A 14,855-nucleotide genomic window follows, 5' to 3' on the forward strand; every position below is an offset into this window, starting at 1 on the left:
TTGTTCCTCTCTCCCACCCCCCCCAGACCCCCCCCCACCCCCCTTTTTTGGGCTGGTCGGCGCGGCGTTCTCATTGCCTGAGCAGACCCCCTGTCGAGCGCGACCGCGGGGGGTCGGATGCGTTAGTGTGCGGGTGTGAACCGAATGCGTAGCGCCCAGCGCCTCGCCGGCGTGATCGGGGCTGGTGCCCTGCTCGCCCTGGCAGGGTGCAGCCAGGAGACCCAAAGCCAGGCCGCCCGGTTCGGCCTGCTTCCGCCCGCCTCTGACCGAGCCCCCTACATGGGCAACCTGTGGGTCGGTTTCTGGATCGCCGGACTGGTCATCGCCGTCCTGGTGTGGGGGCTGATCTTCTACGCCGTCATCCGGTTCCGCCGCACCCGTGAGAACCAGGTGCCCCGCCAGACCAAGTACCACCTGCCGATGGAGGTGCTGTACACGCTGGTGCCGTTCCTGATCATCGGCGTGCTGTTCTTCTTCACCGTGCGGGCGCAGAACGACACGCTCGCCAAGGTGAACGAGCCCGACAAGACGATCAACGTGATCGGGCAGAAGTGGTCGTGGACCTTCAACTACATGGAGGAGGGCAACCCGGCCGTCGGCACCCCGGTGCACACGGTGGGCACGATGTCGGACATCCCCACCCTGTACCTGCAGGAGGGCAAGACCGTCCGGTTCAACCTGGCCTCGGCCGACGTGATCCACTCCTTCTGGATCCCGGCCTTCTACTTCAAGCTCGACGTGATCCCGGGCCACCCGAACTCCTTCGACGTCACCCCCACCAAGATCGGTGAGTACGACGGCAAGTGCGCGGAGCTGTGTGGCACCTACCACGCCCACATGATCTTCAAGGTCAAGGTGGTCGACGAGCAGACCTACAACGAAGAGATGAACAAGCTCAAGGCCGCCGGCGCCACCGGTGAGATCAAGCCGCCGCTGTCGGCCAGTGCACTGCCGTCCGAGCCGGCCAAGCAGGAGGAAGGCAAGTGACCACCGCCGAGCGCAGCGTCCCCGCAGAGGTCTCGACGCGCACCCACACTCTGGGGTCGAAGGTTCTCGACTACATGACCACGACCGACCACAAGAAGATCGGTCAGCTCTACTTCATCACCACCATGTGCTTCTTCGCCTTCGGTGGTGTGCTCGCCCTGGGCATCCGACTGGAACTCGCCGCTCCCGGCATCCAGTTCATGCACCAGGAGGTCTTCAACCAGCTGTTCACGATGCACGGCACGATCATGCTGCTGATGTTCGCGACGCCCCTGTTCGCGGGCTTCGCCAACGCCATCATGCCGCTGCAGCTGGGCGCTCCCGACGTCGCCTTCCCGCGACTCAACATGTTCTCGTACTGGCTGTACCTGTTCGGTGCGCTGGTCGCCTGCTCCGGCTTCCTCAGCCCGTCGGGTGCCGCGTCGTTCGGCTGGTTCGCGTACGCGCCGCTGTCGGATGCGATCAACTCGCCCGGGGTGGGCGGCGACCTGTGGATCGTCGGCCTCTACGTGCTGGGTCTGAGCTCGATCCTCGGTGCCGTCAACTTCGTCACCACCATCATCACGATGCGGCCCCCGGGCATGACCATGTTCCGCATGCCCATCTTCACCTGGAACATCCTGATCACCTCGATGCTGGTGCTGCTGGTGTTCCCGGTGCTGGCCGCCGGTCTGCTGGTGCTGCTCGCCGACCGCGTGCTCGGCAGCCACATCTTCGACGCCGCCAACGGTGGACCGATCCTGTGGCAGCACCTGTTCTGGTTCTTCGGCCACCCCGAGGTCTACATCATCGCGCTGCCGTTCTTCGGCATCATCACCGAGGTGCTGCCGGTGTTCAGCCGCAAGCCGGTCTTCGGCTACGTCGGCCTCGTGTTCGCCACCTTGTCGATCGGCATGCTGTCGGTCGCGGTGTGGGCGCACCACATGTTCGTCACCGGTGCGGTCAGCCTGCCGTTCTTCAGCTTCATGACCTTCATGATCGCCGTGCCCACGGGCGTGAAGTTCTTCAACTGGATCGGCACCATGTGGGGCGGCTCGATCAGCCTCGACACCCCGATGCTGTGGGCCCTGGGCTTCCTGACCACCTTCCTCTTCGGTGGTGTGACCGGCGTGATCCTGGCCAGCCCGCCGCTCGACTTCAACGTCTCCGACACTTACTTCGTGGTGGCGCACTTCCACTACGTCGTGTTCGGCACCGTGGTGTTCGCGATGTTCGCCGGCTACTACTTCTGGTGGCCCAAGATCACCGGCCGCATGCTGGACGAGACCTGGGGCAAGATCCACTTCTGGCTGCTCTTCGTCGGATTCCACACCACCTTCCTCGTGCAGCACTGGCTGGGCGTCGAGGGCATGCAGCGTCGCATCGTCGACTACGGAGCCTGGGAGGGCTTCACCACCCTCAACCAGATCTCCACCTTCGGTGCCTTCCTGCTCGGGGTCAGCTTCATCCCGTTCTTCATCAACGTGTGGATCACCCGCAAGGCACCCAAGGTCACCGTCAACGACCCGTGGGGCTGGGGTCGCTCGCTCGAGTGGGCCACCTCCTGCCCGCCGCCGCGGCACAACTTCACCAGCCTGCCGCGCATCCGTTCGCCCTACCCGGCGTTCGACCTCGCCCACCCCGAACTGGCGGGTGAGCCCGAGGGCGTCGCCGACAAGCCCGTGGTGGCCCAGGCGATCGAGGGCCAGGAACCCACCCGTCACGAACTCGTGGAGGACAAGAAGTGAGCACCGCCAAGCCCCGCACGAAGGTCGGCAAGGCCCTCTCGGCCGAGACCTGGGTGTTCGCCTCGCTGCTGATCTTCTTCCTGATCGTGGCCCCCGCCTACCACTTCGTCACCCACGAGGTGGCCGGCACCGTGGCGCTGACGCTGTCGGCCGTGCTGAACCTGATCCTGGTGGTCTACCTGTCGATCGTCGGACGAGAGGTCGGCAAGCCTCGTCCCGAGGACGACCCCGACGGCGAGATCGTCCAGGGCGCAGGCACCCTCGGCTTCTTCCCGCCCAAGAGCATCTGGCCGTTCTGGTGTGCGCTGGCCATCACGGTGATCTTCCTCGGCCCGGTGTTCGGGTGGTGGATCTCGCTGATCGGTTTCGGGGTGGGAGTCTGGGCCACCAGCGGACTCGTCTTCGAGTACTACCGCGGCGACTACGCCCACTGATTCGACCAATTCGACGCGCTCACCCGCGCACGACGAAGCGGCCCACCACTCAGCTGTGGGACGCTTCGTCGGTTCCGGGTGCGATTCCCAGGGAGGGGCTGTTCCCAGGACTGGTCAGAGCTGGCGCGGGTCACCCATGCCGAACTCCACGCCGCCGGGGTGGGTGCCCCGGCGTTGGTCGACGGCCAACCGCAACGTCCGGACGTGCCGGTCGGGCATGGGCGGCAGTTCGTCCGTCGGGTACCAGCCGATCTCGAGGGACTCCTCGTCGGCGACGTGGGCGTCGTCCCCGTCGCCGACGGGTCGTCCGACGAAGGCGAGGTCCAGGTACTGCACCTGGTGGCCGTTGCCGGCGATGGTGTGGCGGGGGAGCGCCCGCACGGCGAGCAGGGCGTCGATGGTGATGTCGATGCCCGTCTCCTCCCTGGCCTCCCGGACGGCGCACACGTCCGGGTCCTCCCCGGGGTCGACCGAGCCGCAGATCGGGTTCCAGCTGCCGTCGTCGGAGCGGCGCTGCAGCAGCACCTCGAGGCGGTCACCGCGTTCCCTCAGGATGTGCACCGAGACACCCGGCGCCCAGATCAGTGCGGTGCCGATGTGCTCACGCAGGGCGGCGTGGTACGGGGGGATCGGCATGTCGGCTCCTTCGTCACCCGGGCTGGGGTCACCAGCTCGCGTGCAGCGGTCGTCCCTCGTCGTAACCGGACGAGGACTGCACCCCCACCACGGCCTTCTCGGCGAACTCGGTCAGGTTGGCGGCACCGGCGTAGGTGCACGACGATCGCACCCCCGAGGTGATCCAGTCGACGAGGTCCTCGACGCCGGGACGCTCGGGGTCGAGGTACATCTTGGACGAGCTGATGCCCTCCTCGAACAGCGAGGCGCGGGCCCGCTCGAAGGCGGACTGGTTCATGGTGCGGTGGCGCACGGCGCGGGCCGAGGCCATGCCGAACGACTCCTTGTAGCGGCGGCCCTGGTGGTCGACCTGCAGGTCACCGGTCGACTCGTGGGTGCCGGCGAACCACGACCCGATCATCACCGAGCCGGCACCTGCGGCCAGGGCGAGGGCGACGTCGCGCGGGTGGCGCACGCCGCCGTCGGCCCACACCGCGGCGCCCAGCTCGCGGGCGGCCTCGGAGCACTCGAGCACGGCCGAGAACTGCGGACGACCCACCCCGGTCTGCATGCGGGTGGTGCACATGGCGCCGGGGCCGACCCCCACCTTGATGACATCGGCGCCCACCTGCACGAGGTCGCGCACACCCTCGCGGGTGACCACGTTGCCGGCCACCATGGGAATACGGCGACCGGTGGCGGCCAGATGCGCCTCGCGGACCTCATGGACGGCTCCCAGAGCGGCGATCATCTTCTCCTGGTGACCGTGGGCGGTGTCCATCACCAGCACGTCGGCGCCGGCCTCCAGCAGCGCCTGGGCGCGGCCGGCGACGTCACCGTTGATGCCGACGGCGGTGCCGATCATCAGGTGTCCGCTCGGGTCGAGCGCCGGGGTGTAGAGGGCCGCACGCAGGGCTCCGCGGGAGGTCATCAGGCCGACGAGTCGTCCGTCGTCGTCAACCGCCAGGGCGACCTTCTGGTGCTGCTCCTTGAGCTGGTTGAACACGTCCTCGGGGCTGGTCTCGGGCGAGACCAGCGTGAGGTCGGTGGTCATCACCTCGTGCACCTGGGCGAAGCGGTCGACACCGTCGGCCTCGGCGGGGGAGACCTGTCCGATCGGACGACCACCCTCGACCACGATGACGACACCGTGGGCGCGCTTGTGCAGCAGCACCATGGCCTCGCCGACGGTGGTGTCGGGCGAGACGGTGATGGCGGTGTCGTAGACGCTGTGGGCGCCCTTCACGCGGGCGATCGCCTTGCCGACGACGTCGGTCGGGATGTCCTGGGGGAGCACGGCGATGCCGCCACGGCGGGCGATGGTCTCGGCCATGCGCCGGCCCGAGATGGCGGTCATGTTGGCGACCACGAGGGGCAGGGGAGTGCTGAGCCCGTCGGTCGAGGTGAGGTCGACGTTGAGGCGGGATCCGACTTCGGACCGGTTGGGCGCCATGAAGACGTCGTTGTAGGTCAGGTCGTAGCTGGGTCGCTCAGTCAGGAAACGCACGTCCCTCATTCTCTCACGGTTGCGCCGCTGTCGTGATCCCCGCGAACGACGAACGGCGGGCCCCCGACCGGGGCCCGCCGTTCGCGGTGCACATCGTGTGACTCAGTGGGTCGAGCTCAGCTCCTTGGGCTGGTCATCGTCCAGCGCGCCGTGGGCGTCGTCCTCGCCGGTCCCGGAGTCAGCGGCGTGGTCGTCGTCACCGTGGTGGTGCGCGGCCTCCAGCTCGGCCAGGGTCGGCTTGGCGAGGTTGGCCCCGCTGAACCAGCGCGACAGGGCCGCACGCGTCCCCGACACCTTGAGCGACTTGTCGGGCACACCGTTGGCGTCGAGCCCCTCCGACTGCTCCACCGGCTCCAGCAGGTGGTGCTGGGTGAGGGTGTAGGCCTCGTCGGTGGTGATGGCCACGTGGGGCTCGGAGTAGTTGCCGTCGGCGGCGCGCTCGATGATGCCGGTCTCGGAACCGTGCAGCAGTCGTTCGCGGTCACTGCGCTGCAGCGCCAGGCAGATGCGCTTGGTGATGATGAACGCGATCACCGGGGCGACGAACACGGCGACCCGCATGAAGTACGTCACCGAGTTCAGGCTGACGTGGAAGTGGGTGGCGATGATGTCGTTGCCACCGGCCAGCCAGAACATCGCGTAGCAGGTCATGCCGGCGACGCCGAGCGCGGTGCGTGTGGGCGCGTTGCGCGGGCGGTCGAGAATGTGGTGGTCACGATCGTCCCCGGTGATCCACCGCTCGACGAACGGCCAGACCCCCAGCACGGTGAACAGCAGACCCATCAGGCCGACACCGGGCAGGAAGATGTTCCACGACCACGTGGTCGGGCCGATGTGCGACTCCCAGTTCGGCATGATGCGCACGGCACCCTCGACCCAGCCCATGTACCAGTCGGGCTGCGAACCGGCGGTCACCTGCGTCGGGTTGTAGGGGCCGAACTTCCAGACCGGGTTGATCTGCATGAAGCCGCCCATCAGCATCAGGATGCCGAAGACGACGAAGAAGAAGCCGCCCGCCTTCGCGGCGTAGATCGGGAACATGGGGTAGCCGACCACGTTCTTCTCGGTGCGACCGGGGCCGGGGTACTGGGTGTGCTTGTGGTAGACGACCAGGCCGATGTGGCCGGCGATCAGGCCCAGCAGAATGGCCGGCACGAGCAGGATGTGCACCATGTAGAGGCGCGGGATCACCAGCGTGCCCGGGAACTCGCCACCGAAGACGAAGAACTCCGCCCACGTGCCGATCAGGGGGATCGAGCGGATCAGACCGTCGACGAAGCGCAGGCCCGTGCCCGAGAGCAGGTCGTCGGGCAGGGAGTAACCGGCGAAGCCCTCGATGGTGGCCAGTGCGAACAGGCCGACGCCCATCAGCCAGTTGATCTCACGGGGCTTGCGGAACGCGCCGGTGAAGAAGACGCGCAGCATGTGCGCCATCATCGCCGCCACGAACAGGATGGCCGCCCAGTGGTGGATCTGGCGCACCAGCAGGCCGCCGCGGATGTCGAAGGAGATGTCCAGCGTCGAGGCGAAGGCCTCCGACATCTGGATGCCCTTGAGCAACTGGTACGAACCCTCGTACTCGATCTCGCCCATGGAGGGCTTGAACCAGATGGTGAGGAAGACGCCGGTCAGCAGCAGGACGATGAACGAGTACAGCGCGACCTCGCCCAGCAGGAACGACCAGTGGTCGGGGAAGACCTTGCGCAGTCCGGACTTGCCGGCGGTGGCGAGGCCGAGGCGGTCGTCCGCCCACTTCAGCGGTCCGGCGACCGCCTTCATCGAATGCGGCTTGGCGGGAGTCCTGACCTCAGTGGCCTCGGAGTGGTCCTTCACTCCAGCACGGGTGGCCATCAGTTGTCGCCCTTCTTGTAGTCGTGGCGCGAGTCGCGCTCGAAGTACGACGGACCGACCGGAACGGTGAAGTCCGACTTGGCCACCAGGTAGCCCTCACCGTCCACGGCGATGGGCAGCTGCGGCAGCGCGCGGGCGGCGGGACCGAACACCACCACGCCGGAGTCACCGAGGTCGAAGGTCGACTGGTGGCAGGGGCACAGCAGGTGGTGGGTCGTCCGCTCCCACAGGGAGATCGGGCAGCCGACGTGGGTGCAGATCTTGGAGTAGGCGAGGATGCCGGCGACGTGCCAGTCCTTGCGCGACTCGGGAATCTTGATGCGGTCGGGCTCCATGCGCACGATCACGATCGGCGACTTGGCCTTCTCGCGCATGAGGTCGGCACCGTGGTGCTCCTGGAGGTTCTCGGGCTCGGCGTTCACCAGCGACCCGATCTCCATCTCAGCGGCCTTGATGGGTTCGAAGGTGACGTCGTTGACGAGCTTGACGCCCTCGGCCCAGATGGTCTTCTCGATGGTGGCGCGACGCAGCCCGGGGCCCGGGTGGGGGCCCATGTCGGCAAACATCACCACGACGGGCACCAGGATGCTGCCGACGGCTCCGGCGAGCGCTCCGCCGATCAGCTTGCGGCGGCCCAGGCCGGTGTCGGAGACGCCGTCCTCCCACTGCTGGCCGACCTCTTCGATGTCGGCTGCGGGGGAGGCCGAGGCGTGACGCTCCTCGACCATCTCGGTGTCGTTCATCAGCTGCTTGGCCCAGTGGATGCAGGCCAGCCCGATCAGCAGCACCGCGAGACCGCCGGTCAGACCGAGCGCCAGGTGCAGCGCGTTGGAGTGCAACGGCCCGAAGTCGAAGATCCAGTCCTTCGGGATCGCGAAGTAGCAGACCACGAACGCGATGGCCAGCACCGGCACCAGCGCCAGCAGGCCCAGCACCTGCACGTAGGCCCGGTTGCCGGCCGACTCGTCGGCGTCGGTGTAGCGGGGGCCCTCGTGGGGCAGACCGGGGTCGGCGACCGGGTACTCGTCCGTGACCGCCAACTCGGTGCCGTGCGTGGTGTTCAACTCGTCCTTCTTCAACTCGTCGTGGCTCATCGTGCGCGCGCCCCCCGCTTGGCCAGCCACAGGGCGACGAAGACGCAGCCACCCAGGCCGATCACCCAGCCCCAGAAGCCCTCACCGACGGGGCCGAGGCCGCCGAGCGCGAGACCACCGTTGTCCTCCTGGGCGTGCAGGGTGTTGAGGTAGCCGATGATCTCCTTGACGTCCTCATCCTTCAGCGTGCCCTTGCCGAAGACGGGCATCTGCTGCGGTCCGGTGCGCAGGGCCTCGTAGATGTGCTTGTCGGAGGTGTTCTTCAGCGAGGGGGCGTACTTGCCGTTGGGCAGCGCGCCGCCCGAGCCCTCGAAGTTGTGGCAGGCCGAGCAGTTGGTCTTGAACAGCTCGCCACCGCGGGCCAGTTCCTCGGCTGTCAGCCCCTCACCGGAGTACTGGTCGGCCGTGGGAATGGCCGGACCCTCGCCGAGCGTCGCCACGTAGGCGGCGATCGCCGAGATCTCCTCATCGGTGTAGTTGGTGTGCTTGGCCGGCGCCTGGGCTTCCGGACGAGCCATCGGCATGCGGCCGGTGCCCATCTGGAAGTCGACCGAGGCGGCGCCGACGCCGCGCAGGGTGGGCGCCTCGACGGTGCCCTCACCGTTCAGGCCGTGGCACGACGAGCAGGTCTGCTGGAACAGCTCCTGGCCGCGGGCGATCTGCTCGGGCGTGGCCGTCTCGGCGCGCGACTGGGTGGCGGGGGAGACGAGCGAGTACAGCGCACCCATCAGGAAGAGCGCCAACACGATGGCCAGCGGCTTGGCCGCCTTGTGCCGGCGACGCTTGGACAGAAATCCCACGATGAGTCCTTACCTATCGACTGTCGGGTGCGGGTGGATGAGGGGCGTCACTTGAGGATGTAGATCACCGTGAACAGGATGATCCAGACCACGTCGACGAAGTGCCAGTAGTACGAGACGGCCATCGCCGTCACCGCCTGCTCGCGGGTGAAGCGACGCGCCAGGTAGGTGCGTCCGAGGCAGAACAGGAAGGCGATCAGGCCGCCGACCACGTGCAGGCCGTGGAAGCCGGTGGCCAGGAAGAAGGCCGAGAAGTACACGTTCGACGAGATGGTGTAGCCCTCGCTGATCAGCGTGGCGTACTCGGTGACCTGACCCGACACGAAGATCGCGCCCATGATGAAGGTGAGGATGTACCACTCGCGCATGCCCCACTTCAGCGGGTTGAACAGGCTGCCCGAGCGCTTGACCTTGCCGTGCTCGGCGGCGTGCACCCCGATCTGGCAGGTGACCGACGACAGCACCAGGATCATCGTGTTGACGGCCGCGAACGGGAAGTCGAGGTGGTGGCTCTGCGTCTCCCACAGCGTGGGCTGACCGGAGGCCGCCATACCCGTGGTGGTCTCGCGAATCATGAAGTACGCGGCGAACAGGGCCGCGAAGAACATCAGGTCGCTGGCCAGCCAGATCCACGTGCCCAACGGCACCGTCTCGGGACGTCCCACGGGCTTGTTCAGGCGGGCGGGGGCGATCGGGTGCACGGCACCGTGTGGGATCGCCACCGAACCCTGGTTCTGCGTCATCACGTCATGCTGGGTAGTGGCCACGGGCTCATTATTGCCGCAAACCGCCGTTTGGTCATGTTTCCTTCGAGGGTGTGGACCCGGGTTGTGCTCGGAGAGGGTGATCCGGCGCGTGATCCTCGACCTGACGTGCAGGTTCACGGGCGCCCCGGTGATGCAGGTGGGCCGCGCGGACACCCCCGCGACGGGCCGGTTGAGGCCCGGGCGGCGACCGGTGGAAGACTGAAGCCATGGAATCGTTGGTGGCGCTCGTTCCCCTGCATGCCAACCCGGACGACGCGATCGCCCCCCTGCGCGGGTGGCGGTACGTGACGGCCTGGCGCTGGAACTGGGTCGGGGGGCTCCTGATCGTCGCCGCGTTCACGCTCTATCTGGCGGGCGTGGTGAAACTGCGCCGACGCGGAGACCGGTGGCCGGTGCTGCGCACCGTCTCGTGGCTGATCGCGATGGCCTGGTTGGCGTTCGCCACGATGGGCTTCCTCGGCGTCTATGACACGGTGCTGTTCTGGGTGCACATGGTGCAGCACATGATCCTGACCATGTTCGCGGGGGTGAACATGGCGCAGGCGGCGCCCGTGACGCTGGCCCTGCGCACGCTCCCGCCTCGTCCGCGTCGGTGGTTGTTGGCGGTGCTGCACTCCTGGGTGGCCAGGCTGCTGCTCTTCCCGCCGCTCAACACCCTCGCGATGGTGGGGTACCCGTTCGCGCTCTACATGAGCGGGTTGTACGACATCACGCTGCGGCAGGACTGGGCCCACGACCTGCTGCACACCTGGATGATCTGGATCGGTGTGGCCTTCTTCGTGCCGATCCTGGGCGTCGACCCGCTGCCCAACAAGCTGCCGCACCCCCTGCGGCTGTTGCTGGTCTTCCTGCAGATGCCCGGTCACGCCTTCATCGGGGTGACCATCATGGGCGCCACCCGGCTGATCGCCGAGGACTGGTACCTGGCGTTCGAGCGGGACTGGGGGCTGAGCCCGATGGACGACCAGTACTGGGCCGGGGCCATCCTGTGGGCGACCGGCGATCTCACGATGATCTCGGTGATGTCGGCCCTGGCCCTGTCGTGGTTCCGCGACTCCCAACGCGAGGCCCGGCGCCTCGATCGGGCCCTGGATCGTGAGGAGGCGCTGGCGGCGGCTGCGGCCAGTCGCGCCGCCAGTGGATCTGAACAGAGTGGATCTCAACAGAATGGAGCCGGACAGACTGGACCGCCGCTCGGTGACGATGGGCCGACTGGCGAGCGGCGGCATCAGCGCTACGATGCAGGCGAGGGGTCCGTCCCCTCCAATCCCCAGCCGAGCAGCGACGCTGCGCACTGAACAGGACGATGGATGTCAACTGAGTCGACGCCCGACACGCTCAAGGTTCTGGTCTACTCCGACGACCGGACCGTCCGCGACCAGATTCGCCTCGCGCTGGGGCGCCGACTGGCCGCCGACCTGCCCGAGCTCGAGGTCTTCGACGTGGCCACCGCGCCCGCGGCCCTGCGGACGATCGACAACACCCACTACGACCTGCTGATCTTCGACGGCGAGGCCGTGCCCCACGGCGGCATGGGGCTGGCCTACCAGATCAAGGACGAGGTGCCGAACTGCCCGCCGGTGCTGCTGCTGGTGCAGCGGGTCGCCGACGCCTGGCTCGCCACGTGGTCGCGTGCCGACGCCATCCAGGCTCACCCCGTCGACCCGATCCGGCTGCCCCAGGCGGCCGCCGACCTCGTCCGCCGGCACCGCGCCGGCCTCGAGGTCACGCACTGATGTCGGCGTCGGCCGCACCGGCCGGTTCGTCCGCGGTCGACGCGCTGCCGCACACGTGGCCCGACGTGTTGACGGCGCTGGTGAACGGACGAGACCTCGACCAGGCGGCGGCCACCTGGGCCATGAATCAGGTGCTCTCGGGTGACTCGACGCCCGTGCAGATCGCCGGCTTCGCCGTCGCGATGCGCGCCAAGGGCGAGACCATCACCGAGGTCGCCGGACTGGCCGATGCCATGCTCGACAAGGCCGCGCAGATCGAGCTCGACCGTGAGGCCGTCGACGTCGTCGGGTCGGGGGGCGATCGCGCCAACACCGTCAACATCTCGACGATGGCGTCGATGGTGGCGGCCGCTGCGGGTGCCCGCGTGGTCAAGCACGGCAACCGGGCGGCCAGTTCCCAGACCGGCACCGCCGACTGTCTGGAGGCCCTGGGCGTCTCGCTCGACGTGCCGGTCGAGGCCCACGCGGCCCTGCTCGCCGACCTGGGCATCACCTTCCTGTTCGCGGCGAAGTTCCACCAGGCGCTGCGGTTCGCCGCGCCGGCCCGCAAGGAACTCGGCATTCAGACCTTCTTCAATTTCCTCGGCCCGTTGGCCAACCCGGCTCGTCCGTTGGCGCAGGCCGTGGGCGTGGCCAACGCCCGCATGGCTCCGCTGATGGCGGGCGTGCTCGCGGGCCGCGGCGGCCGCGGGATGGTCTTCCACGGTGGAGACGGACTGGACGAGCTGACCACCACCACCACCTCGACCGTCTGGCTGTTCCGCGACGGGCGGGTCGTCGAGACCACGCTCGACCCGACCGAGCTGGGTCTTCAACCGGCGGTGCCGGCCGATCTGGTCGGCGGGCCGCCCGCCCACAACGCCCAGGTCGTCCGTGACCTGTTCGCGGGCGCGACCGGTCCGGTGCGCGACATCGTCACGCTGAATGCCGCGGCCGCGCTGCTGGCCTTCCACGGCCCCGACCTCGACGTGCCCCTGGTCGAGCAGTTGCGGGTGAGGGTGGACGAGGCCTCCGCCGCCCTCGACTCTGGCGCCTGCGCGCGGTTGCTCGACCGGTGGGTGGAGCGCAGTCAGGCCGTCAGCGGCTGAGCTGGGAGACCAGCAGGGCTACCCACGGCCCGCACCACAAGGCCGGGCCGTAGGGAAAGGCCGTGCCCAACCCCGACGGGTGACGGCGTCGCCATGCGGTGACCACCAGACCGTGCACCGCCCCCAGCGCCGTGCCCGCCAGCAGCGCCGCGAACCAGCCCGGCCAGCCGAGCAGCCCCGCGAGGGCTCCCAGGGGTGCGGCCAGGCGCACGTCACCGAAGCCGAACTGGCCGCTGAACCGCCAGACCAACCAGAAGAACCCGGCGGCGACCGCGGCGCCGCCGACGGTGCTGCCCAGCAGGGCCCAACTCGGTTGGCGGACGAGGGCCGCGGCCACCCCGACCAGGGTGAGGGCGGCCGCCCACCAGTGCAGGCGCACGGGCAGGTAGGTGGTGGCGAGGTCGACGACCACCAGCACCAGCCCGGCGGAGGCCCAGGCGAACCAGGGCCAGGGGTCGTCCGCCGTTCCCGCCCACGCACCCAGGGCGGCGGCGACCAGCAGGGTGGCCACCAGCCAGTCGCGGCGCGAGGCCACGTCGGCGTAGGTCGGCTTGACCCAGGCGGGGGACTGGCCGGGAACGAGGTCGCCGGACTGGTCATCGTCGATGGGCTCCGTCAGGCGTGACAGCCGTGACCACAGCAACGCGGCGACGGCGGGGCAGGCCAGCGCCCCCACGAGCGAGGCGTATCCGGCGGCGATCACGCTGGCACCCTACCCAGTGCAGGGGGGCCAAGTGCAGGGGGGCTGGGGCCCGGGGGTGAGGGCGCCCGGGGGTGAGGGCGCCCGTCGTCATGCCTGCAGCGGAATCGGTCTCGCCGACAGGTGAGACCCCTTCCGGGAGCGGCCGGCGTGCACTGCAATGTCAGCCATGACCGATACTCCTCGCCATCCCGCCACGCTGGCCGTCCACGCAGGTCAGGAGCAGGCCGACCCGGCCACCAACGCGCGGGCCGTGCCCATCTACCAGACCACCAGCTACGTCTTCGACTCCACCGAGCACGCGGCCGACCTGTTCGCCCTGCGCGCCTCCGGCAACATCTACACCCGCATCATGAACCCCACCCAGAACGTCTTCGAGGAGCGGGTCAACGCCCTCGAGGGTGGTGTCGGCGCCCTCGCCACCGCGTCGGGAGCGGCAGCGATCACCTATGCGGTGCTCACCCTCGCCGGCGAGGGTGACAACATCGTGGCTCTGTCGACGCTCTACGGCGGCACCTACGCGCTGTTCGCCCACACCCTGCCGCAGTTCGGCATCCAGACTCGGTTCGTCGACCCGAACAAGCCCGAGGACCTTGCGGCGCACGTCGACGACCGCACCAAGCTCGTCTTCGGTGAGACCGTCGGCAACCCCAACATCAACGTGGTCGACCTCGATGCCTGGTCGGCGGCCGCCCACGAGGCCGGACTGCCGTTCGTGGTCGACAACACGGTGCCCACCCCCATCCTGACCCGCGCCTTCGACCACGGTGTCGACATCGTCGTGCATGCCGCCACCAAGTACATGGGTGGGCACGGCACCAGCATGGGCGGCATCATCGTCGACTCGGGGAAGTTCGACTGGGCCGCCCACGCGGAGCGTTTCGCGTCGCTGACCGGGCCCGACGGCGCCTACCACGGGGTGGTGTGGACCGATGCGGCCGGGCCGGCCGCGTTCATCATCCGTGCCCGCACGGTGCTGCTGCGCAACACCGGCGCCGCCATCGCCCCGCTGAACGCCTGGCTGATGCTGCAGGGACTCGAGACCCTGCACCTGCGCATGGAGCGGCACTCGTCCAACGCGCTCGCGGTGGCCGAGTACCTCAGCCAGCACCCGGCGGTGGCCTGGGTCAACTACCCGGGTCTGCCCGGCGACCCGTCGCACGAGGTCGCCCAGCGCATTCTCGACGGCGGTTTCGGCGGGCTGGTCGCGTTCGGCCTCAAGGGCGGACGAGAGGCTGGCGGCACCTTCATCGAGAGCCTGCAGTTGTTCAGCCACCTCGCCAACATCGGCGATGCGAAGTCGCTGGCGATCCACAACGCCAGCACCACGCACTCGCAGTTGACCGAGGACGAACTGGTCGCGGCCGGCGTGCGTCCCGAGATGGTGCGGTTGTCGGTGGGTATCGAGCACATCGACGACCTGATCGCCGATCTGGAGCAGGCCCTGGCCAAGGCCTGAGGGCGCCAGCGCCAGCGCGGACATGACAACGGCCCGGGGGGGGGGGTCACGGGGGGGGGACAGAAGAAGGAGAGTTGGGGGTTGTGGACT

Annotated in this window: 14 protein-coding genes; 7 read left to right on the forward strand and 7 right to left on the reverse strand. The window is 68.5% G+C overall.

Annotation, left to right across the window (positions count from 1 at the left end; all coding sequences use genetic code 11):
* Positions 1-144: 144 nt before the first annotated feature.
* From ctaC to ACSDQ9_RS10775, 3 genes are read left to right on the forward strand one after another with little or no spacing between them, the layout of a single operon-like run.
* Complete coding sequence (ctaC, locus tag ACSDQ9_RS10765) at positions 145-987, forward strand: aa3-type cytochrome oxidase subunit II (RefSeq protein ID WP_435146891.1); 843 nt, start codon at positions 145-147, stop codon at positions 985-987.
* A complete protein-coding gene (ctaD, locus tag ACSDQ9_RS10770) occupies positions 984-2,714 on the forward strand; it encodes an aa3-type cytochrome oxidase subunit I (protein WP_435146867.1) in 1,731 nt (576 codons plus the stop codon). The genes ctaC and ctaD overlap by 4 nt, the downstream gene beginning before the upstream one ends.
* Complete coding sequence (locus tag ACSDQ9_RS10775; RefSeq protein ID WP_435146869.1) at positions 2,711-3,148, forward strand: cytochrome c oxidase subunit 4; 438 nt, start codon at positions 2,711-2,713, stop codon at positions 3,146-3,148. The genes ctaD and ACSDQ9_RS10775 overlap by 4 nt, the downstream gene beginning before the upstream one ends.
* Positions 3,149-3,262: 114 nt before the next feature.
* Here ACSDQ9_RS10775 and ACSDQ9_RS10780 read toward each other — a convergent pair whose 3' ends face one another.
* The 6 genes from ACSDQ9_RS10780 to ctaE all read right to left on the reverse strand — a co-directional run bounded on the left by ACSDQ9_RS10780 (position 3,263) and on the right by ctaE (position 9,758).
* A complete protein-coding gene (locus ACSDQ9_RS10780; RefSeq protein ID WP_435146871.1) occupies positions 3,263-3,784 on the reverse strand; it encodes an NUDIX domain-containing protein in 522 nt (173 codons plus the stop codon).
* Between the two features lie 28 nt (positions 3,785-3,812).
* A complete protein-coding gene (locus ACSDQ9_RS10785) occupies positions 3,813-5,279 on the reverse strand; it encodes a GuaB1 family IMP dehydrogenase-related protein (RefSeq protein WP_435146873.1) in 1,467 nt (488 codons plus the stop codon).
* Between the two features lie 93 nt (positions 5,280-5,372).
* Entirely contained in the window at positions 5,373-7,049 is a 1,677-nt protein-coding gene (qcrB, locus tag ACSDQ9_RS10790) for a cytochrome bc1 complex cytochrome b subunit (protein WP_435146893.1), read from the reverse strand.
* A 71-nt stretch (positions 7,050-7,120) separates the two neighbouring features.
* Positions 7,121-8,245, reverse strand: a complete 1,125-nt coding sequence (qcrA, locus tag ACSDQ9_RS10795; protein ID WP_435146875.1) for a cytochrome bc1 complex Rieske iron-sulfur subunit — start codon at positions 8,243-8,245, stop codon at positions 7,121-7,123.
* On the reverse strand, positions 8,212-9,015 hold the full coding sequence (gene qcrC, locus ACSDQ9_RS10800) for a cytochrome bc1 complex diheme cytochrome c subunit (protein ID WP_435146877.1): 804 nt from the start codon (positions 9,013-9,015) through the stop codon (positions 8,212-8,214). Before qcrC ends, qcrA begins: the two co-directional genes overlap by 34 nt.
* A gap of 47 nt (positions 9,016-9,062) precedes the next feature.
* Positions 9,063-9,758 (reverse strand): aa3-type cytochrome oxidase subunit III, encoded by a 696-nt coding sequence (gene ctaE, locus ACSDQ9_RS10805; RefSeq protein ID WP_435146878.1) that lies wholly within the window; start codon positions 9,756-9,758, stop codon positions 9,063-9,065.
* A 230-nt stretch (positions 9,759-9,988) separates the two neighbouring features.
* On the opposite strand from ctaE, the gene ACSDQ9_RS10810 reads away from it, so the two are divergent.
* Genes ACSDQ9_RS10810 through trpD form a run of 3 tightly spaced genes read left to right on the forward strand, consistent with a single transcriptional unit; the run spans position 9,989 to position 12,606 of the window.
* Positions 9,989-11,080 (forward strand): cytochrome c oxidase assembly protein, encoded by a 1,092-nt coding sequence (locus ACSDQ9_RS10810; protein ID WP_435146880.1) that lies wholly within the window; start codon positions 9,989-9,991, stop codon positions 11,078-11,080.
* A gap of 12 nt (positions 11,081-11,092) precedes the next feature.
* The gene (locus tag ACSDQ9_RS10815) at positions 11,093-11,518 is read left to right on the forward strand and encodes a DNA-binding transcriptional response regulator (RefSeq protein WP_435146882.1); all 426 of its coding nucleotides are present in this window, start codon (positions 11,093-11,095) and stop codon (positions 11,516-11,518) included.
* Complete coding sequence (trpD, locus tag ACSDQ9_RS10820) at positions 11,518-12,606, forward strand: anthranilate phosphoribosyltransferase (RefSeq protein WP_435146885.1); 1,089 nt, start codon at positions 11,518-11,520, stop codon at positions 12,604-12,606. Before ACSDQ9_RS10815 ends, trpD begins: the two co-directional genes overlap by 1 nt.
* On the opposite strand, the gene ACSDQ9_RS10825 is transcribed toward trpD, so the two are convergent.
* Positions 12,596-13,309 carry a prepilin peptidase gene (locus ACSDQ9_RS10825; RefSeq protein ID WP_435146887.1) on the reverse strand — a complete coding sequence of 238 codons (714 nt, stop codon included), beginning with the start codon at positions 13,307-13,309 and terminating at the stop codon, positions 12,596-12,598. The genes trpD and ACSDQ9_RS10825 overlap by 11 nt on opposite strands.
* A gap of 166 nt (positions 13,310-13,475) precedes the next feature.
* Here ACSDQ9_RS10825 and ACSDQ9_RS10830 point away from each other — a divergent pair, with 166 nt between their 5' ends.
* Positions 13,476-14,765 (forward strand): O-acetylhomoserine aminocarboxypropyltransferase/cysteine synthase family protein, encoded by a 1,290-nt coding sequence (locus ACSDQ9_RS10830; protein ID WP_435146890.1) that lies wholly within the window; start codon positions 13,476-13,478, stop codon positions 14,763-14,765.
* The last annotated feature ends 90 nt before the right edge of the window (positions 14,766-14,855 follow it).

Origin of the sequence: Aestuariimicrobium soli (assembly GCF_051192575.1) — a bacterium.
Lineage (GTDB): Bacteria > Actinomycetota > Actinomycetes > Propionibacteriales > Propionibacteriaceae > Aestuariimicrobium > Aestuariimicrobium soli.